The sequence below is a fragment of the Candidatus Palauibacter sp. genome (assembly GCF_965197445.1).
Taxonomy (GTDB): domain Bacteria; phylum Gemmatimonadota; class Gemmatimonadetes; order Palauibacterales; family Palauibacteraceae; genus Palauibacter.
This window is the reverse complement of the sequence record NZ_CBDANE010000003.1, coordinates 43481-61047: the sequence shown is the minus strand read 5'-3', so window position 1 is coordinate 61047 and position 17567 is coordinate 43481. Positions and strand designations below refer to the sequence as shown.

Here is a 17567-nt window from a genome sequence, read left to right as displayed (position 1 = left end):
TCAATCTGCGTACCGTTCCGCACCTCATGCCGCCTCCTGGATTGTCTCGTACTGTCCCCATAGCACCCACAGGGCCCAGTCCAGATCCAGCCGATCGCCCGCCCACTTGCCTGCGGCCGTCCAGGGGTTGATACCCGCCTGGCGGTGCCAGCTCCCGAGTCCCGCGTCGGGCGTCCGCGGCGCGTTCACGTCCTCCCGCGCCGGCGGCACCGCCGGGACGTCTCTGCCGTCCGGATCGCGGAACCGGGCCGCGCCCGTCGCCCCCATCTCCACGCGCCAGCCGCCCTCGTGCACGGTCCGGTGGTGGAGCCGGCACAACAGGATCAGGTTGTCCAGTGTCGTCTCCCCGCCTTCGGCCCATGGAACCGCGTGGTGAGCCTGAGTATACCGCGATCCGCAGCCGGGAAAGCGGCACCCCCCGTCTCTGACGTCCAACGCCTTCCGCAGCCGCCAGTCCACCGTCCTGCGGCGCCGGCCCACGTCCAGCACCGAGCCGTCCAGCTCGCGCGTGACCCGCACGGCCTCCGCGTCGCAGGTCAGGCGGCGGGACGTTTCCGCGGGAACGTATGACCCGTCCTCGGTGGCCACGATGCCGGTGCTCCCGGCCACGGTGTGGACAACGAGCTGCACGTTGGCCTCGGTGCGCGCCTCCAGCCACGCCCCGAGCGCGTCGTGGTGTCGCTCCCTGGGCGTCCGCGGGAGCCTGAGTGGGGCCGGCTCCCACGCGGCCTCCGGTTCGGGGGCGGCCTCGGCCTCCCGTTCGGCGGCCTGTTCGGCGCGGTACAGTTCATCGCCGGCGGCGTCCAGCGTCCGCATGAGGAGGGCGCCGACTTCCGGCAGGAGCCGCCCCCGGATCCGGTACATGCCGTCCTCGTCCACCTGCACCGACAGGTGGCGGCGCGCGGCCATCTCCGACTCCCCGTCCACCGTCGCGGTCGCGGCTTCTGCACTCCTCCACGCGCGCACGAAACGCTCCAACTGGCTTGCCGTGTGGTGCAGGGCGAATTCGATCAGCCGCCCCTCGTTCTCGGCCGTCGCCACCCGCGTCAGGGCCCGGACCTTGGACCAGGAGAGCCGTCCCTTCTCCATATTGGCGGCGATCTGCGGCAGCGTGGCGAGGCACCGCGCTACTCGCACCCGCTCCCGGGCCGGATTCATCGTGAGCCCGGCGCGCCAGGACAGCCAGTGGGCGCAGGAGCGCCAACCTGTCCAGCGCTCCTCCTTGTCGAAGCGGTAGAGCAGAAGCAGCAGACGGTACTGGCCGGCGTCGAGGTGGGCGCAGAGTTCCGCGATCTCGTCGCCGAGCGGGTCGTGGGGGGTGTCATGCGCCATGTTGTTCCATCCGAATCTCAAGGGTCGGGCGCGGCACGCGAAGCCGAAGCCGCTTTCGGTATAATTTCGGGTCGCCTGTCAACGGCGTATCAACCCGCGTGTCTTCATCCCTTGGGACATCGGCCGCGAACACGTTTCCGCGGAAACGTCGATGGAGGCTGCGCCCGGCCGTTCGCTCCTGTCTACTCAGCGCGCCGGTTCTTCCCTAAATTGAGAATCTGAGCAGGCGGTGCGGCGCGGGACCACGCTGAATCGGAGCTACCGGGAGCCAGGATACATGACGACGGATGACGCAGGGACGAGCAGGCACGGTGCGTTGAGCGATCAGCTCGAGCTTTGGGAGGCGGTCTACCGGCAGAGTCCGCTGCGTGACGACACGAGCTTCCGCAGCATCTCCGGGTCGAGAGATCAAGCCGCTCTACACACCATTCGACGTCGGCGGCGGCCGGGGTGGCGCTCTCGACGCAGGGGCGGAGGGATACCTGGAGCGGCTCGGGACGCCGGGCGAGTTTCCGTTCACGCGGGGTCCGTATCATTCGATGTATCGGACCAAGCTGTGGACGATGCGTCTGTTCTCGGGCTTCGCGACCGCGCACGAGACGAACGAGCGCTACAAGTACCTCCTCGAGCGCGGGCAGACGGGGCTCTCCGTGGCGTTCGACTTTCCCACCCTCATGGGATACGACTCCGACGATCGCCGCTCCGAGGGAGAGGTCGGGAAGTGCGGCGTTGCGATCTCGAGCCTCGCCGACATGGAGACGCTGTTCGACGGGATCCCGCTCGACAAGGTGTCCGTGTCGATGACGATCAACGGGCCGGCCCTCATGCTGTACGCGTTCCTGCTGGTGACGGCGGAGAAGCAGGGGGTGCCGTTCGACCAGGTTCGCGGGACGATCCAGAACGACATCCTCAAGGAATACCAGGCGCAGCACGCGTGGATCTTTCCGCCCGAGCCCGCGCTCAAGATCATCGCCGACATCTTCGAGTGGTCGGCCGTCGAGGCGCGGCGCTTCAACACGATCTCCATCTCCGGCTATCACATCCGGGAGGCGGGGGCGACCGCCGCGCAGGAACTCGCCTACACGCTCAAGAACGGCTTCACCTATGTGGAGCGGGGGATCGAGCGCGGGCTGGACGTGGACAGTTTCGCGCCGCGGCTCTCCTTCTTCTGGGACGTACACAACGACTTCTTCGAAGAGATCGCCAAGTTCCGCGCCGGACGACGGATCTGGGCCCGGCACATGCGCGACGAGTACGGGGCCAGGAACCCGGCGAGCCTCCGGCTGAGGACACACGCGCAGACGGCGGGGGTGTCGCTCACGGCGCAGCAGCCCCACAACAACATCGTGCGGGTCGCGTATCAGGCGATGGCGGCGGCGCTGGGCGGCACGCAGTCGCTGCACACCAACGCGATGGATGAGACGCTGGCGCTTCCCACCGAGGAGGCGGCGAAGATCGCCCTCCGCACGCAGCAGATTCTCGCCTACGAGACAGGGGTTCCCAACACGATCGACCCGCTCGCGGGCTCCTACTACCTTGAGTCCCTCACCGACCAGCTCGAGGAGGAAGCGGAGGAGATCTTCCGCGAGATCGACGACATTGGCGGGGTCGTGTACGGCATCGAGGCCGGGTACTTCCAGGCGCAGATCGCGGCTTCGGCGCGGCGGTTCCAGGATGAGGTGGAGCAGGAGCTGCAGACGATCGTCGGCGTGAACCGGTTCCAGGACGCCGAGGAGCCTCCGCTGGAGATTCTGAGGATCGGGGAGGAGGCCGCGGCTATTCAGGAGGCGCGGCTGGCGGAGGTTCGGGGGCGTCGGGATTCGGAGGATGTCGAGCGCCGCCTCGAAGCCCTGGGAAGGGCCGCCCGCGAAGACGAGAACCTGCTGCCGCCGCTGCTCGACGCGGTGCGGGCCTACGCGACGCTGGGCGAGATCCGGATCGTGCTGGAGAAGGTGTACGGCCGCTTCAAGGAGCCGGTCGCCTTCTAGATGCGGGGAGACGGTTCCTCAGGCGACGGGACCTCGGACGAGCCGTCCACGCTCCACGCCGGGCCGCTGCAGGTTGAGGGCAGGGGAGATCTCGATTTCTCGCGCGCTGTGCTCGAGAAGCTGTACAGCTATCCCCTCAAGCGGCCGTCGGTCGCCTACCTGCTGTGGCTTCTGACGGGTCTGTTCGGGGGACACCGCCTCTATCTCGACCGGACGGGCACCGGTCTTCTCATGCTGTTCACCGTGGGCGGTGCGGGACTGTGGACGCTGATCGACGTCTTCCTGATCGGCAAGATGGTGCGGAAGTTCAACGCGGATCAGGTGCAGCGGGAGTTCGAAGGCCGGGCCCCGCGCCAGCTCGCCTTCATGCCGGCCAAGGGAGAGGCGCTCCCGTCGGAGCCGTACTGGGCCGCGAAGCGGTCGACGCGGGTCCGTCTCGTCGCCGATTCCATCGTGATGATGCTGGCTGCGGGGTCGATGGGCGCCTTCGCGCGCCAGAGCGGGGTGTACGAGCCGATCATCGCGGTGGTGGCGCTCATTGCCATCATCCTGCTGGGGACGCGCTGGGACGCGCTCGCCGAACTGCCGATCCTGCGGGGCTTCGATCGCTGGGCGCACCGACTGCGACTGTTCTACTACACGAACGATCCCGGCGGGGCGCTGTCACTCGCCTTCCGTCAGGTGCTCGCGTTCTTCGCCTTCTTTCGCAAGCGGCGGCGCGCCGAGGTCAGGATGTACCTGAAGCTCGGCGCCTGGTTCACGATCATCTTCACGGGTGTCGATCTTATTCAGGCGTTCGGCATCGGGAGCTCCGGCGGGTTCAATCCGGGGTCCCTCGCGCTGGACATGTTCCAGACGTTCTTCGCCACCTACGCCTTCGCCGCCCCGATCGGCGCGATCCTCAACAAGCACATGCTCCTGCAGCGCAGCGACCGCGTGATCTGGGTGCTGAGCGCGGTTGCCGTGGTGTTCATGGCCATCGGCGTCTTCTGAGCAGCGGTGACGATCCATCGGTTGGAATCGTCATGAGTCTGAGGATGCAGAGCTGCTCACGGATCATTCACGCCTGGACGAGGGGACTCCGATGATGCGCAGAGAGGATTTCCCGGACCTGGGCCTGGACACCCACCGCACGGGGTTCACCGCAGGGGTCGATGTGGGTCTTCCCGTCTCGAATGCGCTTGAGGTTCGTGTCGGAGGGGCGTACGTGCAAAAGGGTCTCAGCGTGGAGGAAAGCGTTGGGCGGGTCGATCTCGAGATGGACTATCTTCAATTGTCGGCCCTGGCGAGAGTGGGAACGTCGCGAGAGGGCCCGCTATCGCTCGGCGTGCTGCTGGGCCCGTGGGCCGAGGGCGGGGGCGCGGGCAAGCACCGGAACCTGGGGGTTCAGGCCGGGGTCGTGATTCCGTTCGGAGGCTGACGAGACCCGGCAATGTTAGTCAGGTATCCGTCTGTGCGGCGCCGCGTGCTCGCGGCCTTCGCCTTTCTCGGTGTCCCGGTTGCAGCGAACGCTCAGGACAACGCGTGGCAGCTGGTCGACGAGTTTCGATTCGACGGATCGTCGGAACTGCCCCTCGGGTCCATCGATCAGCTTGTTCCGGGGCCCGATGGCTCGGTCTTCGTCGCGGGGCAGGGGCATGTGGCGATTCACGTGCTCAGCCGCGACGGCCAGTACGAGCGCGCGATGGGTCGGGAGGGCGATGGCCCCGGCGAGTTCAGGACTACTCCGCAGATCGGCCTGCTCGCCGATACGCTGTGGGCCCTGGATCGGCGCCTCCGGCGCGTCTCCCAATTTGGTCTCTCCGGCGACCTCGTCGGCGGGAGGCAGCTACGCGCGGTTCAATCGAACAAGGGGTTCCTCCTGAACCCGACCGCGCTGCTGGCAAATGGCACCGCGCTCCTGATGGAGTCGGTCGGGACCCATTGGAGCGCCGAGTATCTGTCCGAGGGTGCGGAGGTCCGTCTCCTGTCGATCGATGATGGGAACAGTGACGACATCCTCAGGCTGGCTGTTTCGACGGTGTGGCTGCGTCTATCCCTGTCGAACGAGACGATTGCCGCTACGGTACAGCCTTGGTCCGTGCACGATCTGCTCGCGGTGTCTCCTCGGGGGGATGGGTTCGTCGTCGTCAGCGGACGCGGGACCGAAAACGAGTCCGGCCGCTATACGCTCACGTGGTTCGACGTTGACGGTGGGCCGACGCGGTCGGCTTTCGTCCCTTTTCACGGCGTTGAACTGGCCCAGACAGTGATCGATTCACTTCGCGAAGGACTCGCCGAAGGGCTGGCCGAGCAAATGCGTCTGGATCTCCGTTCGATGAGACGCGCCCTCTCGGAGACCCTGTACACGCCCCAGTTCCTCCCCGGCGTTGAAGCCGTGACCCGCTCCGCTTCTGGGGGAGCCGCAATTGTGGCGATGGATGGGACGACTTGGGTGCGGCATCGGGATGTCGCGGGCACGCGGTGGCTCGTCTTCGACCGATCCGGCGAGAGAATCGCGGAAGTCGAGGCGCCGAACGACTTGGTCATTCACCACGTAGGCGTAGAGCACGTGTGGGGCGTTCGAGAAGATGCCCTCGGCATCCCACTCGTCTATCGATATCGGCTCCAGAAAGAGAGACAACCCGGGCTCCGATGATACGCAGAATTGTCGTGTCACTGCTCCCGCTGCTTGTCGTCGCTCCACTGATGGGGCAGACGCTGGTAGGGGTTCGAGCGGGATGGAACCGGTCTACGAATACCGGGGGTCCTCGACACCAGGACGCCCGCAAGGGTCTGATCCTGGGGGTCGATGCGGCTCTTCCTCTGGCAAATGCGATCGAGCTTCGTGTCGGGGGAGCGTACGCGCAAAAGGGCTACAGCGTGGGTGAGAAGGGCGCCGGGTTTTTCAGTCGCGGGCTGGACTATTTTCAATTGTCGGCCCTGGCGAGAGTGGGAACGTCCCGAAATGGCCGACTATCCGTCGGTGCGCTGACGGGCCCGTGGACAGCCTTCCGCGTCTCCTGCAATGAAAGCAGCGATCCCGACCTTCTGGAGTCCGGCTTGATCGTCGAATCGGGGTGCGGGGACGTGAAGACGATGGATTTCGGGATCGCGGCCGGCGGCGGCGGGGTCACGGCACGAGAACCCTCGGCGGCGTCAGCAGGTCCTCGAGGCGGAAGACCTCGCCGTCCTTGATCACGATGCGTGCACGTCGGAGGTCCTCGATGTTCTCCAGCGGGTTGCCTTCGACGATGAGGATGTCGGCCAAGCCTCCGGAGGCGGCTTCAACCGGGGGGGGGGGCATTGTCGGAAATGTTCCAGATGTCCTTCGCCGTCTACGCCCTTACCGCCCCGATCGGGGCGACTCTCAACAGGCGCGGGCTCCAGAAGCGCGGCGACCGCGTGGTCTGGGGGCTGCCCGCGATCGCGCTGTTGTTCACAGCCGCCGAGCCCTGAAGTGATGACTCATCCGGCGCTGCGGACTCGTCGCAGAGAGGCCAGCGCGTTGACGGATTCGTCGATGGAGATGCGAAGGTCGCGCGAGAGAGAACGCACCAACGGCAACGAATACTCCGCGTATTCGTCCGCATGCGCCGCAGCCGTGGCAAGCTGACAGGCCCCGCGGATGGTTACGATTAGGTTGAAGCCCCACCGCTCCAAAGGGTCACTGCTCAGATCCTTCGGCCGGTTGAGTATCGTGACGATGCTCTCATGGCGGTTCTCCACGGCCGCGGGTGAGATGTCCAAGGCTTTGACAACGACTTTAGCCAGCTTCACTAGCCCGTCGGTCGATGTAGCGTTAGCGAGACGCCAGAGGTGGCCCATGATCGTTGGATTGTGTGCCGCGCTCGGCCGGTAGTCGCGAGGGTTCTGGATGCGATCGAGCTTCGTCTCCGCCCGGGACAATAGCTCGTCGAACGAAATGGGCTTGTCAAGTTTCGGTTTCAGCCGGTCGTGGAGTGAATTGACCAGTCGATAGTCCCGGTCGTGACTGGTGCGCAGATTCCTGAGGAGTTCCCGATCCAAATCGAATAGCAGACTCTGCAGCTCGCCCAGGCGGAGTTCGGTCGCGCTAAGGGGAACTCGCGTTGACCAGGTAAGGTCGGCGATTGTCGCCGTCACGGAGGTAGCCGGGCGGAGAGGGAACCATTCCGGAAGGGCGATCGGCGATGAGGTGCTCTCCAACTCCAGTTCTCGGCGCGCGATCAATACCACATCTAGGCAGTCCGCCCCCCGAATCCGCTCCGCAAGATCCGGACGAACCAATTCGGCCTTGGCACTCTCGAGCACTCGCAAGAGGTCGTGCGCGACCGCGTTCGGATCAACGAACCCCTCTATGCGAACGACGATTGAGCAGAGCGGCAGGGCGTCGCTCAGCTCGATCAGGTCTCGCGCGAACTCGTCCCGGTCGCCTTGGGCGGCGATCCAATAGAAGCAAAGTTCACCTCGCCGCGTGCCAGAGCGCCTGCCCACCTCCGCCACGACATGACCGGGCCGCATCCCCCTACGCCAATGCCGGGCGAACCGATGCGGCGAGTCGGCCCAGAGTCCGCACCTTCACAAAGACGGCTGTGTCCGTATACGACAGGAAATTAGCCTGTGTCGCGGTACGCAACATCTCGCTCATCTCCGGCAGTACGCCGGGAGCGGGAATCTTCTTCATCACATCGGGCAAGTCGTCGCGCGGAATGGCGAATCTCTCCGAATCAGCCTGGGCGATTTGTCGCACGAGCCAGTAAGCAGTGTACAGCCAAGGGTTGTGACGGTAGCTGGTCTCGGCCATCGCCGCCTTCGCCGTCTCACGGAAGAAGTCGTAGTCGCGGCCCAGGCTCACCTGTTCAAGTCCGAGTTTTTCAGCCCGGAATTGCGCGAAGTCTCCATCGTCGAGGGTGATCCCCCTCGCCGGACGCTTCTGCTCGATCAGCCAATCCACCAACCCACAGAGGACGTTGACGGTCAAGAAGGGATGGCCGGCCGTCTCCGTGTGGAGAGCGTCGACAAAGCCTGTATCGACGCTAATCTGATCCCTCAGCACCTTATCCACGAGTTGGGAGAACTCTCCGGTCTTCAAGTGGTGTTCGAACAAGGGGAACGGATCCTGCTTCACGTAGGGCGCGAGTTGATTCTGGTCCATCAGGATGAAATGCGCGCCCGGCTGCTGACCCAGTAACACCAGCAGGTTGTCGCGTGCGAACTCGACCATCTGGTTTAGGAGCGGCTGGGCCACCGTATAGCGGATCGCGGGTTCGGATTCCGCGGCGGAGCCAAGATGGCCGAAAAGAGTCTCGTATTCGTCGATGACCAGCACCGTACGATTCGCCGGATCTACGGAGAGCGGCGCGCAATCGCGGACGACCGAGTTGACGAAAGTCGCTCTCAGCTGCGTTCTAGATTCGATCGCCCTACGGACCCCATCGTAGAAGACCCGTCCATTGGTTGTCTGCTCGGTTCCGCACGTCTGCGAAACAATCACCGATCCTCCCGGCGTGGCGTCGAGGTCGAAGCAGGCCGTCGTCTTGCCGCTGCGGCGTACGCTGCACCAGAGCCGAACGCCGTTCTTGCGGTCGAATCGAGCCAGCACGTCACGGACGCTTGTGCGCCGAACGTGGTAGAATGGCGACTTCCCCGGTATATGGAGTGGAAAATCGCGTGCAACGTTGTAGGTGATCGATCTCGCGCCCTCGATCTTACTGCGCAGCTTGTAGATACGTCTGGCAAGCAACTCCGTGGCGCGCTCAGCCACCTCGGATCGATCCGCATCACCGACTTCAATCACAATCCTTCCGAACTGGTCACTGCTTCGGACGCGGTGGGCAACATCCGGCTTTAGGGGCGCCAGAACGAGGGCAAGGCGGCGAGCGGCGGCTTCGTCCAGATCGCGTTCCGAGACAAAAGCTTCAGCAAGGTGAGCACGCGCGTAGATCAGCCGGTCGGATCCCCACGCAGAGGGTGAACGCACGCCGATGTCCAAGCGTCGGTGCTCCCAGGAGAACTGACCGAAGAGCGGGAGCGGGAAATATGTTTCCCGCGGTCGAGACATGAGGGAATCGAGACAATCGGCGAGCGGCAACGCCGCAGTCTCGAGACCGGCCTTCAAGGAACCATCGGGCAGCTGAGTGACGATGTCTTCGATGGCGTCGGCGGAAAGAAAGGCGAGTTGGTACGCCCAGCGGTTGGGGAATCTCCCTAGGAGGGTTGCACCGTCCATGTCTCCGAGGCGGAGGGAAGTGTACCCTCGCAGAATACCCCTGCTGCCGGCCGACAGTAGGGATCGAAGCGACACGGTTTCCTCGCGAGCGTGGCTGTAGTTCGCACGCTGCAAGTAGTACTCGAGCGGCAGGTCCAGCAGGCTGGCCAGTCCCCCGATCGACTTTTGCGTCAAGATCTCTTGGGTTAGGCCCTGTTCCTGGCCGTACTTGTACCCCTGGGTGAAGATCGCTCGCGTGTGTTCCTCCAGTTGCCGCTGGATGGAATGAGCGGCTTCACCGGCCAACTCCGACTGAAGTAGTGGAAGGTAGCAGTTGAAGTGATGGCTTAGAGATTGGGTGTATGAGGTCGCCCACTGAAAGATGTGTTTCTCGCCGAGCGTTCTCAGTGCGTCGTTGAAGTCGCTATCCGCAGCGTCAACTTCGGAATAGAGGTCTTCCGCCACGGCGGGCCGTTCTCTCACCATGGCATCGGTGCGCTCAGCGTAGTTGGCGGGCTGAACGCCCGTTCTCTCGTCAAGGAGCTGCTGGAGTTCGAGGTGACGCTTCCGCTGGAATCTATCGATCCGTGCCTGGAGATCGACGCGCCATTCTTCCAACACCGGTCGGCTCATATTCCGGATGAGGTCGGTGAGGGCTCGTTGCGGCTCCTCGCCGTGCCCAAGGGCCAGCTCGGCGTCGATTCGGCCGAGGGTTTCGTAGATGCTCATTTGGCTTCGGCTATTCCTGGACTGCGGTTACGTAAGGGAAGAAACCTGCGACCTGACGCGGCTCCGCGCACGGCTTCGGCCGATTACGTCTGGCACCAATATCACGGGCCGGTCTCAATCCGGTCTCAACGGAGCACGCGCGCAGGCTCAGGGCACGAGAACCCTCGGCGGCGTCAGCAGTTCCTCGAGGCGGAAGACCTCTCCGTCCTTGATCACGATGCGGGCGCGGCGGAGGTCCTCGATGTTCTGCAGCGGGTTGCCTTCAACGATCAGGATGTCGGCGAGCGCGCCGCCGGTGAGAGTTCCGATTTCTCCTTCCATGGCGAGGGCTTCGGCGGCGACGGAGGTTGCCGTCCGCAGGGCTTCGACCTCGGTGAGGCCGCCCCAGACGTAGTTCTCGACCTCGGCGACGAGGGCGGCGCCGAAGGGGATGATGGGGGAGTCGGTGCCGGCCACGACGCGGCCTCCGCCCCGGACGACGCGGGTCACGGTTCGGCCGGCGTCGGCGAGCATGTCGTCGATGCCGCTGGCTCGGCCTCGGGCGGCGGCGCGGGCGGCCATGGCCTCGGCCATTCCCTCCGGGAAGAGCGCCTGGAAGCGGGGTTCGGTCGTCCACGACGAGTCCTCTCCGACGGACTTCCACCAGCCGCCCATGAGAGCCATGGTCGGGGTGATCGTCATGCCCGAGGCGGTGAGGAGCTGGATCACGTCGTCATAGGTGCGGTACATCGCCGTCACCTTGGGCGAGTAGCCGCGGCGGCTCGTGCCCGAGATGTGTTCGACGTGGTCCGCACCATACGCGACGGCGGGGTAGATCTCGTGGCTCGAAACGGGGATCCCGATCGAATGCGCGAAGTCGATGATCCGGCGCTGGATGAGGTCCGGCAGGCGGACGTAGGTCTTGATGAGGGAATATCGCAGGTGCTCGGCGCGGTCGAGTTCCAGCTCGAGATTCCCGTTGGGGCCGAGCGATCCGGCGCCCGAGTAGTAGATCCGGCTGCCGTCCATCGTGCGGCCGGTGGCGAACTCCCGGGGTCCGATGCGGCGGCCGGAGTCGATGGACTCGCGGCGCTCCGCGATCTCATAGGGGTCGGAGGTCGGGTCGCGGATCGTCGTGACGCCGTAGGCGAGGAAGGTGCGGCCGAGCGCCTCGCCCATCCCGTAGCCCATGTGGGAGTGCATGTCGACGAGGCCGGGGAGGACGGTGTGGTCGCCGGCGTCCACGACTTCGCCCCCATTGGCCGCCCCCGCCTCGTGGTTGGCGTCGCTGTGAGGGACGACGGAGGAGATGCGGTTGCCCTCGACGATGAGGTCCACGTTCTCCGTTACGTCGTCCGAGACCCCGTCCCAGGCGCGGGCCGCGTGTACGACGACCGAACCCTCGCGCGCGGGGCGCCGCCACTCGATCCGCACCGGGATCTCCTCGGAGCGTCCGTCGTCGAGATGGTAGCGGCGGAGGCCGCGGGTCGACTGATAGACGATCGAGCGCGAGTCGCCCGTCCAGGAGATCGCGTCGGTGTGGTGGTTGTTGAGCCGCAGCGGCGGGCCGCTCGGCGCCCCGTCCGCGTCCACCTCGACCAGCCACAGCACGCCTTCGCTGGCGTACGCCATGCGCCGTCCGTCCGGCGACCACACCGGGCCGTCCAGCACCCGCACACCCATGTTCCTGTGCTCGGCGGCCGTGACCCGGCGCGTCTCGCCCGCGTCGAGCGGCTGGAGGAGGATCTCGTTCCGCCCCTCCCGGAAACGCGAGGAGTACTGGGAGAGGACGGACATTGCGATCGTCCGCCCGTCCGGGGAGAACGAGGGGCGGCTGGGGGCGAACAGGTCGTCGCGGATCGTGCGTACGTTGCCCGAGGCGAGGTCCACCACGTGGACCGCACTCGCCAGACCCATGACGGAGGCGAAGACGATCCGGTCGCCATCGGGGGAGAACACCGGCGCGATTTCGCCGCCCGGGGAGGTGGTCGCGCGCTGCTCCATGCCCGTGTCCATGTCGCGGATCCAGATGTCGAGCGAGCCCGCCCGGTCGGAAGCGTAGGCGAGCTTCGAGCCGTCGCGGGACCACGAGGGCAGCACGTCGACGAAGGGGTCGTCCGTGAGTTGGCGGGGTGTCGCGTTGCCGGCCCCGGTGTCGGACTCGGTGTCGGACTCGATGTCCAGGAGCCACAGGTCGCCGAGGGCCGTGAAGGCGATGTGCCGGCCGTCGGGGGAGACGGCGGGGGCGACGATTCCCTGCGCCGGCTCCGGCCCGCCCGCCTCGAACGAACGCGGCGTGCGCTCGTAGTCCCGCCGGGTGAAGGCGAAGGTGGCCTCGAAGGGGATGACGGAACTCCCGCTCCCGTCCACCGAGGTCGTCCGGATCACGCCGTCGGAGGTGTAGACGATCTCATCTCCCGATACCCAGTGGGGACGGAAGGGGAAGACATCGGCGCCGTCCCCGCTGAGATGTCGCGGCGCGGCGTCGGCCCCCGCCTCGAGCGCCGCCACGTAGAGTCCCGTCTGGCCCCGGCCCACGGCCGCGTAGGCAATGTGCCGTCCGTCCGGGCTCCACGCGGGGGAGACCGCACCCGGCGTCTCGGCCACGACCTGTCCCGAGCCGTTGCTGCGCCGCACGACGATCGATCCGCCGTTGCGATCCGAGGCGTAGGCCAGCGCGTCCCCATCGGGCGACCACTGCGGGGTGAACTCGTGGCTCGGGGCGTTCGTCACCCGGCGTACGCGGCCATCGGTGGGGCCGTCGGAGAGGTCGAGGGTCCAGATGTCGTAGTTGCCGGAGCGGTCCGAGGAGAAAGCGATCGAGGCGCCGTCGGGGGCGTAGGCCGGTTCCCGTTCGTCATAGGGGCCGAAGGTGTGTTGCACCGGATCGGAGCCATCGGGCCGGATCGACCAGATGTGCCAGCGCCCATCCCGGAAGGACTGGAAGACGATGCGGCTCCCGTCCGGGGCCCACTGCGGCTGCCGCGCGTCGTAGTACATGTCCGTGATCGCGCGCGCCTCGCCGCCCCCGGCGTCCATCACCCACAGCGTGCCCTGGAGGTCGAGCACCATCCGGCTCCCGTCGGGGGAGACGGCCGCGGCCATGTTCGTGCCCTCGGACACGGTGACGCGAACGTCACGATCCTGGGCATGGGCCGCTGTGGGCGCCGCCAGGGGCAGGAGAAGCAGCGCCGCCAGCGGGGTCAGCCCGCTGAAGGAACGACAGCCGCGGGACACCGATACGTGGGACATGGGGGTCATCTCCGTTCTCTGGGCGGGGGCGGGGCAATGCGCCACGTCCGTTACCCCTCGGCAAGACCAACGCGAGCGTGAAGCGGAGGGTGCGGTGGCGGGCTGAGTCCGTGCGAACTTACTGGAGCACCGAAAAGATGAATTCCAGAACAAAGACGAAGAGCAGGAACTCCTGGAGGCCCCCTACCAACCTCGCAGCATCCACACGGGGCCAGGCTTCGCTCAACGTCGGCTCGCTAGACGAGAACCTGTCCATTTGCCTCATGTCACCTTGTCGCCGGGTGCTTCCGCAACCTTGGCATCCACGACGCCGACGCCCGTTCGGTCAGCGCAGTTCAAGCGGAATGTCCGCAGAGCCAGGGTCCGAGGCAAGGATATTCCCCTTGGGGGATGGGTTGCTATGTGGCGTCCGAGAGACGCCGGTAGTGACGCATGCGCGCGGCGTAGGCGAAGCCGAAGAAGTACCTGCGCAGGCCGTCCGCCGAGCCGGGCGGGACATCGGGGTCGAAGAAGAGGCGGCAGAACTCCTCGCGGGCCCGCAGGACCTCCTGGCAGCGGTGGCCGTGCCAGCGGGGATCCGCGGCCGTCAGGTCGAAGAGTTCGAGCGCCCGCGCGAAGGCACCCTCGAATCGGCTCGTTCGCCCGGCTTCGTGGGCCCGAATGGCGCGCTCCACCTCGCTGCCCACGTTTCCGAGCTGTTCGACCAGATCGAGCTTGGCCCAGCCGCCCTCGGCGGCCCGCCTGTGCAGGGGGCTTCCCATTACGCGCGCTTCCCCGGCGGCTACTCGGCGATGACGAGGGACTCGACCAGGGCGCGAATGCGCTGGCGCGTCTCGTCGTCGTCTACACCGCGGGAGCGGTTCCCCTGCCCGGGCCGAATGTTGATCAGCGAGTCGAACTCGATCCAGTCCGGTCCCTCTTCATCCAGACACAGGTTGATTCCCCAGAGGTCCTGCTGACGGGAGCGGTGCTCGAGGAGGAGCGCCTCATCGTCCGCGTGCAGGTCTCCCCCAACCGCCATGATGCCCCGTGATACGTCGACCACCCCCTTGATCCAGTCGCCGAACTGGGCCTCGGCCATGGCCGTGAGGTCGGCGCGGGAGATGGATTGCGAGATGATTCGTCCCGCCGTCAAGGCGTCGCCTCCTGGAAAAGTGGTAAGCGGAGCAGGTGTGGGCGGTGGAGAAGGCAACGTAATCGCCGTCCCCTCGACCCGCACCGCGGGCTCTTGACGGGCTGACCGGGGCGGGCTCGACCCGTCCTTCGCGGTCTGCGACACCGGCCGACGCGGATGCCGGCGGCCTCGACATCGAGTGGCAGGCCACGGAAGCAGAGGTCGTGGACAACGGCCACACGATCCAGGTCAACATGGCGGAGGGGAGTTCCATCGTCCTGGAAGGGCGGCAGTTCTCGCTCGTGCAGTTCCACTTCCACCTGCCGAGCGAACACACGGTCGACGGGGCCGCCTCCCCGATGGAGGTGCACTTCGTGCATGCGGCCGAGGAGGGAGACCTCGCCGTGATCGGCGTCTTCATGGAGGCAGGCGATGCCGACCCGACGATCCAGAGCCTCTGGGAGGCGATTCCCGGCCCGGATGAGTCGCCCGCCGCGGTCGGCGCGCTCGATCCGGGCACGCTGCTTCCCGGGGGACGCGGCTACTTCCGGTACCAGGGCTCGCTCACCACGCCGCCCTGTTCGGAGGTCGTGAGCTGGGTCGTGATGACGGAGTCGATCTCCGTCTCACAGGCCCAGGTCGACGTCTTCGCGGCACTGTATCCGATGAACGCGCGCCCCGTGCAGCCCCTGAACGGGCGAGACCTCGCGCTGCACCCGTGAGGTGACCCGCGAGAGTGGCGTCGTCTAGCTGCGCGTAACAAGGACATTGGTGACCGGTGGCCTCCACGAGGCGCGGGAAGGGGGTACGCCGCTCCGTTGTCGGCCATGAGCTGGCCGATCTTCGCCCCATGGCCGGATCGTCCTCATGACGAGCGCGACCCGAGGGTCTGCCTGTGGGTGGTTGCTGGAAGTCCCTGTGAAGCCTTATGCCAATTCAAAATCAGACTTTCAATTGGCATAGGACAAGACAGAGGCACCGACACCCCCATGATTGATCGAGATCTCGCGCCGTTGCTCAGGCGGGCCGTGGCGACCAGACCCGTTGTGACGCGCACGGGGCCGAGGCAGCGTGAGGCAACCATCCTGAAATCCAGAGCTAGCGACCGAGGGTTCTCCCGCCGCGGCGGGGATCCGACCAGCCCGCGTAGGATCCGTCGGGCATCGCCATGATCAGCTGCAGGTCGCCCGACATTCCACCCGTGAAATAGGCGTCGGGCGGCCCGGGGTCGCGCTCCAGGGCGGTGTGGCCCAGCGCCTCCAGCGCACTCGCGGTGGCTGGCCGCAGTCCCCCGTGTTCGAAGAAGACGAGATCGGGGAGATGCTGGTGGTGAACCCGCGGCGCGTGGACCGCCTGCACGACGTTCATCCCGTGATCGACGACGTTGAAGATGGACTGCAGCACCGTGGTGATGATCGTAGCGCCGCCGGGGGTTCCGGTGACGAGGAAGAGATCGCCGTCCGGGCCCTCGACGATCGTGGGGCTCATCGCGGACAGCATGCGCTTCCCGGGGCCGATCGCGTTCCGCTCGCCCTGAACGAGGCCGAACTGGTTGGGGGTGCCCGGCTTGGCGGCGAAGTCGTCCATCGTGTTGTTGAGGAAGAACCCCCCGCCCTCCACGACGACCTTTCCGCCGTACCACGAGTTGACGCTGGTCGTGACCGCGACCGCGTTGCCCTCGCCGTCGACGACCGAATAGTGGGTTGTGTGACTTTCGTCGAGGAAGGCACCGATCCCGGGCCGCACCTCGGCGGAGGGCGTCGCCCGCTCCGGGGAGATCGTCGCCGCGCGACTGTCCGCGTACGCCTCCGAGAGGAATTCGTCCACGGGAAGTTCGACGAAGTCCGGATCCGCGAGGTACTCGTTGCGGTCGGCGTAGGCGCGCCGGAAGGACTCGGCCATGACGTGGATCGTCTCGGGGCTGTTCCACCCCATCGCGCCCAGATCCCACCGCTCCACGATATTGGCGATGGCGGCCATCGTGAGGCCGCCCGAAGACGGGGGCGGCATCGAATGCACCGTGTAGCCGCGGTAGTCGAAGGCGACCGGTTCGCGCCACACCGATTCGTAGCCGCCGAGATCTTCAAGCGTAATGATCCCGCCGCCGCGCTCCATTTCGGCCGCGATCAGAGCGGCGGTCTCTCCGCGGTAGAAGTCGTCGGGCCCCTGGTCGCGGAGCCGCGTGAGGACGGCGGCAAGCTCCGGCTGCGCGAACATGTCGCCGATCTGGGGAACGGCGTCGCCGGGGAGGAAGGTACGCGCGCTCGCCGGGAAGGCGCGGATCCCCTCCTGGGCCGCGTCGAGCGTCGAGACGAGGCGCGTGGTGACCTCGAACCCGTTCGCGAGGTCGATGGCGGGCCCCATCACGTCGGTCCATTCGAGCGCACCGAAGCGCTGGTGCGCCTCCCACAACCCCGACACCGTCCCGGGAACGCCCGCCGCCAGATGCCCCCGCACGGAACGGTCCGTCACGTTCCCGTCCTCGTCCAGGTACATGTCGCGGGTGGCGGCCAGGGGCGCCTTCTCGCGGTGATCCTGCGCGTAGACGCTGCCGTCGGCGAGGCGGATCATCATGAACCCGCCCCCGCCGAGATTGCCGGCCTCGGGGTTCACGACGGCGAGCGCGAGTCCGGTGGCGACCGCCGCGTCGACCGCGTTACCTCCGGCCGCGAGGATCTCCACGCCTACGCGCGACGCATACTCATCGGTCGAGGCGACCATGCCCTCGGTGGCCGAGACGGGCTGGTCTCCGGCGGCGAATGGCCAGTCCTGAGGGAAGGCGCCGCCCGCCTCGACGAAAGCGCTGGCCGTGGCGCTCGCGCCGCCGCCCGCCGCTCCGCCTTCGGTGCCGTCGGACTGGCAGCCGCCGAGCCCGAGGACCAGGAGCGCGAGGGCTGCACCGAACGAGAGCAGGGCCCCGCCACGGAACGCCGGCCAGCCTGGCCGTCCGGTATCGACTCTGCGTGCATCTTGCATCTTGAAGTGACCCCCCAGGAGTTGGACG

At 66.5% G+C, this 17567-nt stretch carries 14 protein-coding genes; 6 read left to right on the top strand and 8 right to left on the bottom strand.

All coding sequences use genetic code 11. The annotated features are described in order from the left end of the window. Positions 1–24 precede the first annotated feature (24 nt). Positions 25–1332: a DUF222 domain-containing protein gene (locus ACN9M6_RS00885; protein ID WP_419161028.1), complete on the bottom strand. Its 1308-nt coding sequence runs from the start codon at positions 1330–1332 to the stop codon at positions 25–27. 368 nt (positions 1333–1700) lie between these two features. Between ACN9M6_RS00885 and ACN9M6_RS00880 the strand changes: the two genes are divergently transcribed. The 4 genes from ACN9M6_RS00880 (at position 1701) to ACN9M6_RS00865 (ending at position 5958) form a co-directional block, all read left to right on the top strand. Continuing rightward, complete coding sequence (locus ACN9M6_RS00880) at positions 1701–3320, top strand: acyl-CoA mutase large subunit family protein (RefSeq protein WP_419161027.1); 1620 nt, start codon at positions 1701–1703, stop codon at positions 3318–3320. After that, positions 3321–4313, top strand: a complete 993-nt coding sequence (locus tag ACN9M6_RS00875; protein ID WP_419161026.1) for a TM2 domain-containing protein — start codon at positions 3321–3323, stop codon at positions 4311–4313. A gap of 91 nt (positions 4314–4404) precedes the next feature. Continuing rightward, positions 4405–4740 carry a hypothetical protein gene (locus ACN9M6_RS00870; RefSeq protein ID WP_419161025.1) on the top strand — a complete coding sequence of 112 codons (336 nt, stop codon included), beginning with the start codon at positions 4405–4407 and terminating at the stop codon, positions 4738–4740. Between the two features lie 12 nt (positions 4741–4752). Continuing rightward, a complete protein-coding gene (locus tag ACN9M6_RS00865; RefSeq protein ID WP_419161024.1) occupies positions 4753–5958 on the top strand; it encodes a hypothetical protein in 1206 nt (401 codons plus the stop codon). Positions 5959–6432: 474 nt separating this feature from the next. On the opposite strand, the gene ACN9M6_RS00860 is transcribed toward ACN9M6_RS00865, so the two are convergent. Further along, positions 6433–6606, bottom strand: a complete 174-nt coding sequence (locus ACN9M6_RS00860) for a hypothetical protein (protein WP_419161023.1) — start codon at positions 6604–6606, stop codon at positions 6433–6435. Between the two features lie 17 nt (positions 6607–6623). Between ACN9M6_RS00860 and ACN9M6_RS00855 the strand changes: the two genes are divergently transcribed. After that, positions 6624–6758, top strand: coding sequence for a hypothetical protein (locus ACN9M6_RS00855; RefSeq protein WP_419161022.1), 135 nt, complete (start codon positions 6624–6626; stop codon positions 6756–6758). A 9-nt stretch (positions 6759–6767) separates the two neighbouring features. On the opposite strand, the gene ACN9M6_RS00850 is transcribed toward ACN9M6_RS00855, so the two are convergent. From ACN9M6_RS00850 to ACN9M6_RS00830, 5 genes are all read right to left on the bottom strand, one after another. Next, entirely contained in the window at positions 6768–7802 is a 1035-nt protein-coding gene (locus tag ACN9M6_RS00850; protein WP_419161021.1) for a hypothetical protein, read from the bottom strand. 4 nt (positions 7803–7806) lie between these two features. Beyond that, positions 7807–10218, bottom strand: coding sequence for a hypothetical protein (locus ACN9M6_RS00845; RefSeq protein ID WP_419161020.1), 2412 nt, complete (start codon positions 10216–10218; stop codon positions 7807–7809). Positions 10219–10365: 147 nt separating this feature from the next. Continuing rightward, on the bottom strand, positions 10366–13449 hold the full coding sequence (locus ACN9M6_RS00840) for an amidohydrolase family protein (RefSeq protein ID WP_419161019.1): 3084 nt from the start codon (positions 13447–13449) through the stop codon (positions 10366–10368). Between the two features lie 398 nt (positions 13450–13847). Next, positions 13848–14210, bottom strand: a complete 363-nt coding sequence (locus tag ACN9M6_RS00835; protein ID WP_419161018.1) for a hypothetical protein — start codon at positions 14208–14210, stop codon at positions 13848–13850. 20 nt (positions 14211–14230) lie between these two features. Continuing rightward, entirely contained in the window at positions 14231–14584 is a 354-nt protein-coding gene (locus tag ACN9M6_RS00830) for a DUF5674 family protein (protein WP_419161017.1), read from the bottom strand. Positions 14585–14685: 101 nt separating this feature from the next. On the opposite strand from ACN9M6_RS00830, the gene ACN9M6_RS00825 reads away from it, so the two are divergent. After that, complete coding sequence (locus tag ACN9M6_RS00825; RefSeq protein ID WP_419161576.1) at positions 14686–15285, top strand: carbonic anhydrase; 600 nt, start codon at positions 14686–14688, stop codon at positions 15283–15285. Between the two features lie 376 nt (positions 15286–15661). Here the strand turns inward: ACN9M6_RS00825 and ggt are convergent, their stop codons facing one another. Further along, the gene (ggt, locus tag ACN9M6_RS00820) at positions 15662–17539 is read right to left on the bottom strand and encodes a gamma-glutamyltransferase (RefSeq protein ID WP_419161016.1); all 1878 of its coding nucleotides are present in this window, start codon (positions 17537–17539) and stop codon (positions 15662–15664) included. Positions 17540–17567: the final 28 nt, after the last annotated feature.

Coding starts and splice junctions, on each gene's coding strand:
- ACN9M6_RS00885 (WP_419161028.1), bottom strand. CDS start 1,332: ATGGCGCATGACACCCCCCACGACCCGCTCGGCGACGAGATCGCGGAA.
- ACN9M6_RS00875 (WP_419161026.1), top strand. CDS start 3,321: ATGCGGGGAGACGGTTCCTCAGGCGACGGGACCTCGGACGAGCCGTCC.
- ACN9M6_RS00870 (WP_419161025.1), top strand. CDS start 4,405: ATGATGCGCAGAGAGGATTTCCCGGACCTGGGCCTGGACACCCACCGC.
- ACN9M6_RS00865 (WP_419161024.1), top strand. CDS start 4,753: ATGTTAGTCAGGTATCCGTCTGTGCGGCGCCGCGTGCTCGCGGCCTTC.
- ACN9M6_RS00860 (WP_419161023.1), bottom strand. CDS start 6,606: ATGCCCCCCCCCCCGGTTGAAGCCGCCTCCGGAGGCTTGGCCGACATC.
- ACN9M6_RS00855 (WP_419161022.1), top strand. CDS start 6,624: ATGTCCTTCGCCGTCTACGCCCTTACCGCCCCGATCGGGGCGACTCTC.
- ACN9M6_RS00850 (WP_419161021.1), bottom strand. CDS start 7,802: ATGCGGCCCGGTCATGTCGTGGCGGAGGTGGGCAGGCGCTCTGGCACG.
- ACN9M6_RS00845 (WP_419161020.1), bottom strand. CDS start 10,218: ATGAGCATCTACGAAACCCTCGGCCGAATCGACGCCGAGCTGGCCCTT.
- ACN9M6_RS00840 (WP_419161019.1), bottom strand. CDS start 13,449: ATGTCCCACGTATCGGTGTCCCGCGGCTGTCGTTCCTTCAGCGGGCTG.
- ACN9M6_RS00835 (WP_419161018.1), bottom strand. CDS start 14,210: ATGGGAAGCCCCCTGCACAGGCGGGCCGCCGAGGGCGGCTGGGCCAAG.
- ggt (WP_419161016.1), bottom strand. CDS start 17,539: ATGCAAGATGCACGCAGAGTCGATACCGGACGGCCAGGCTGGCCGGCG.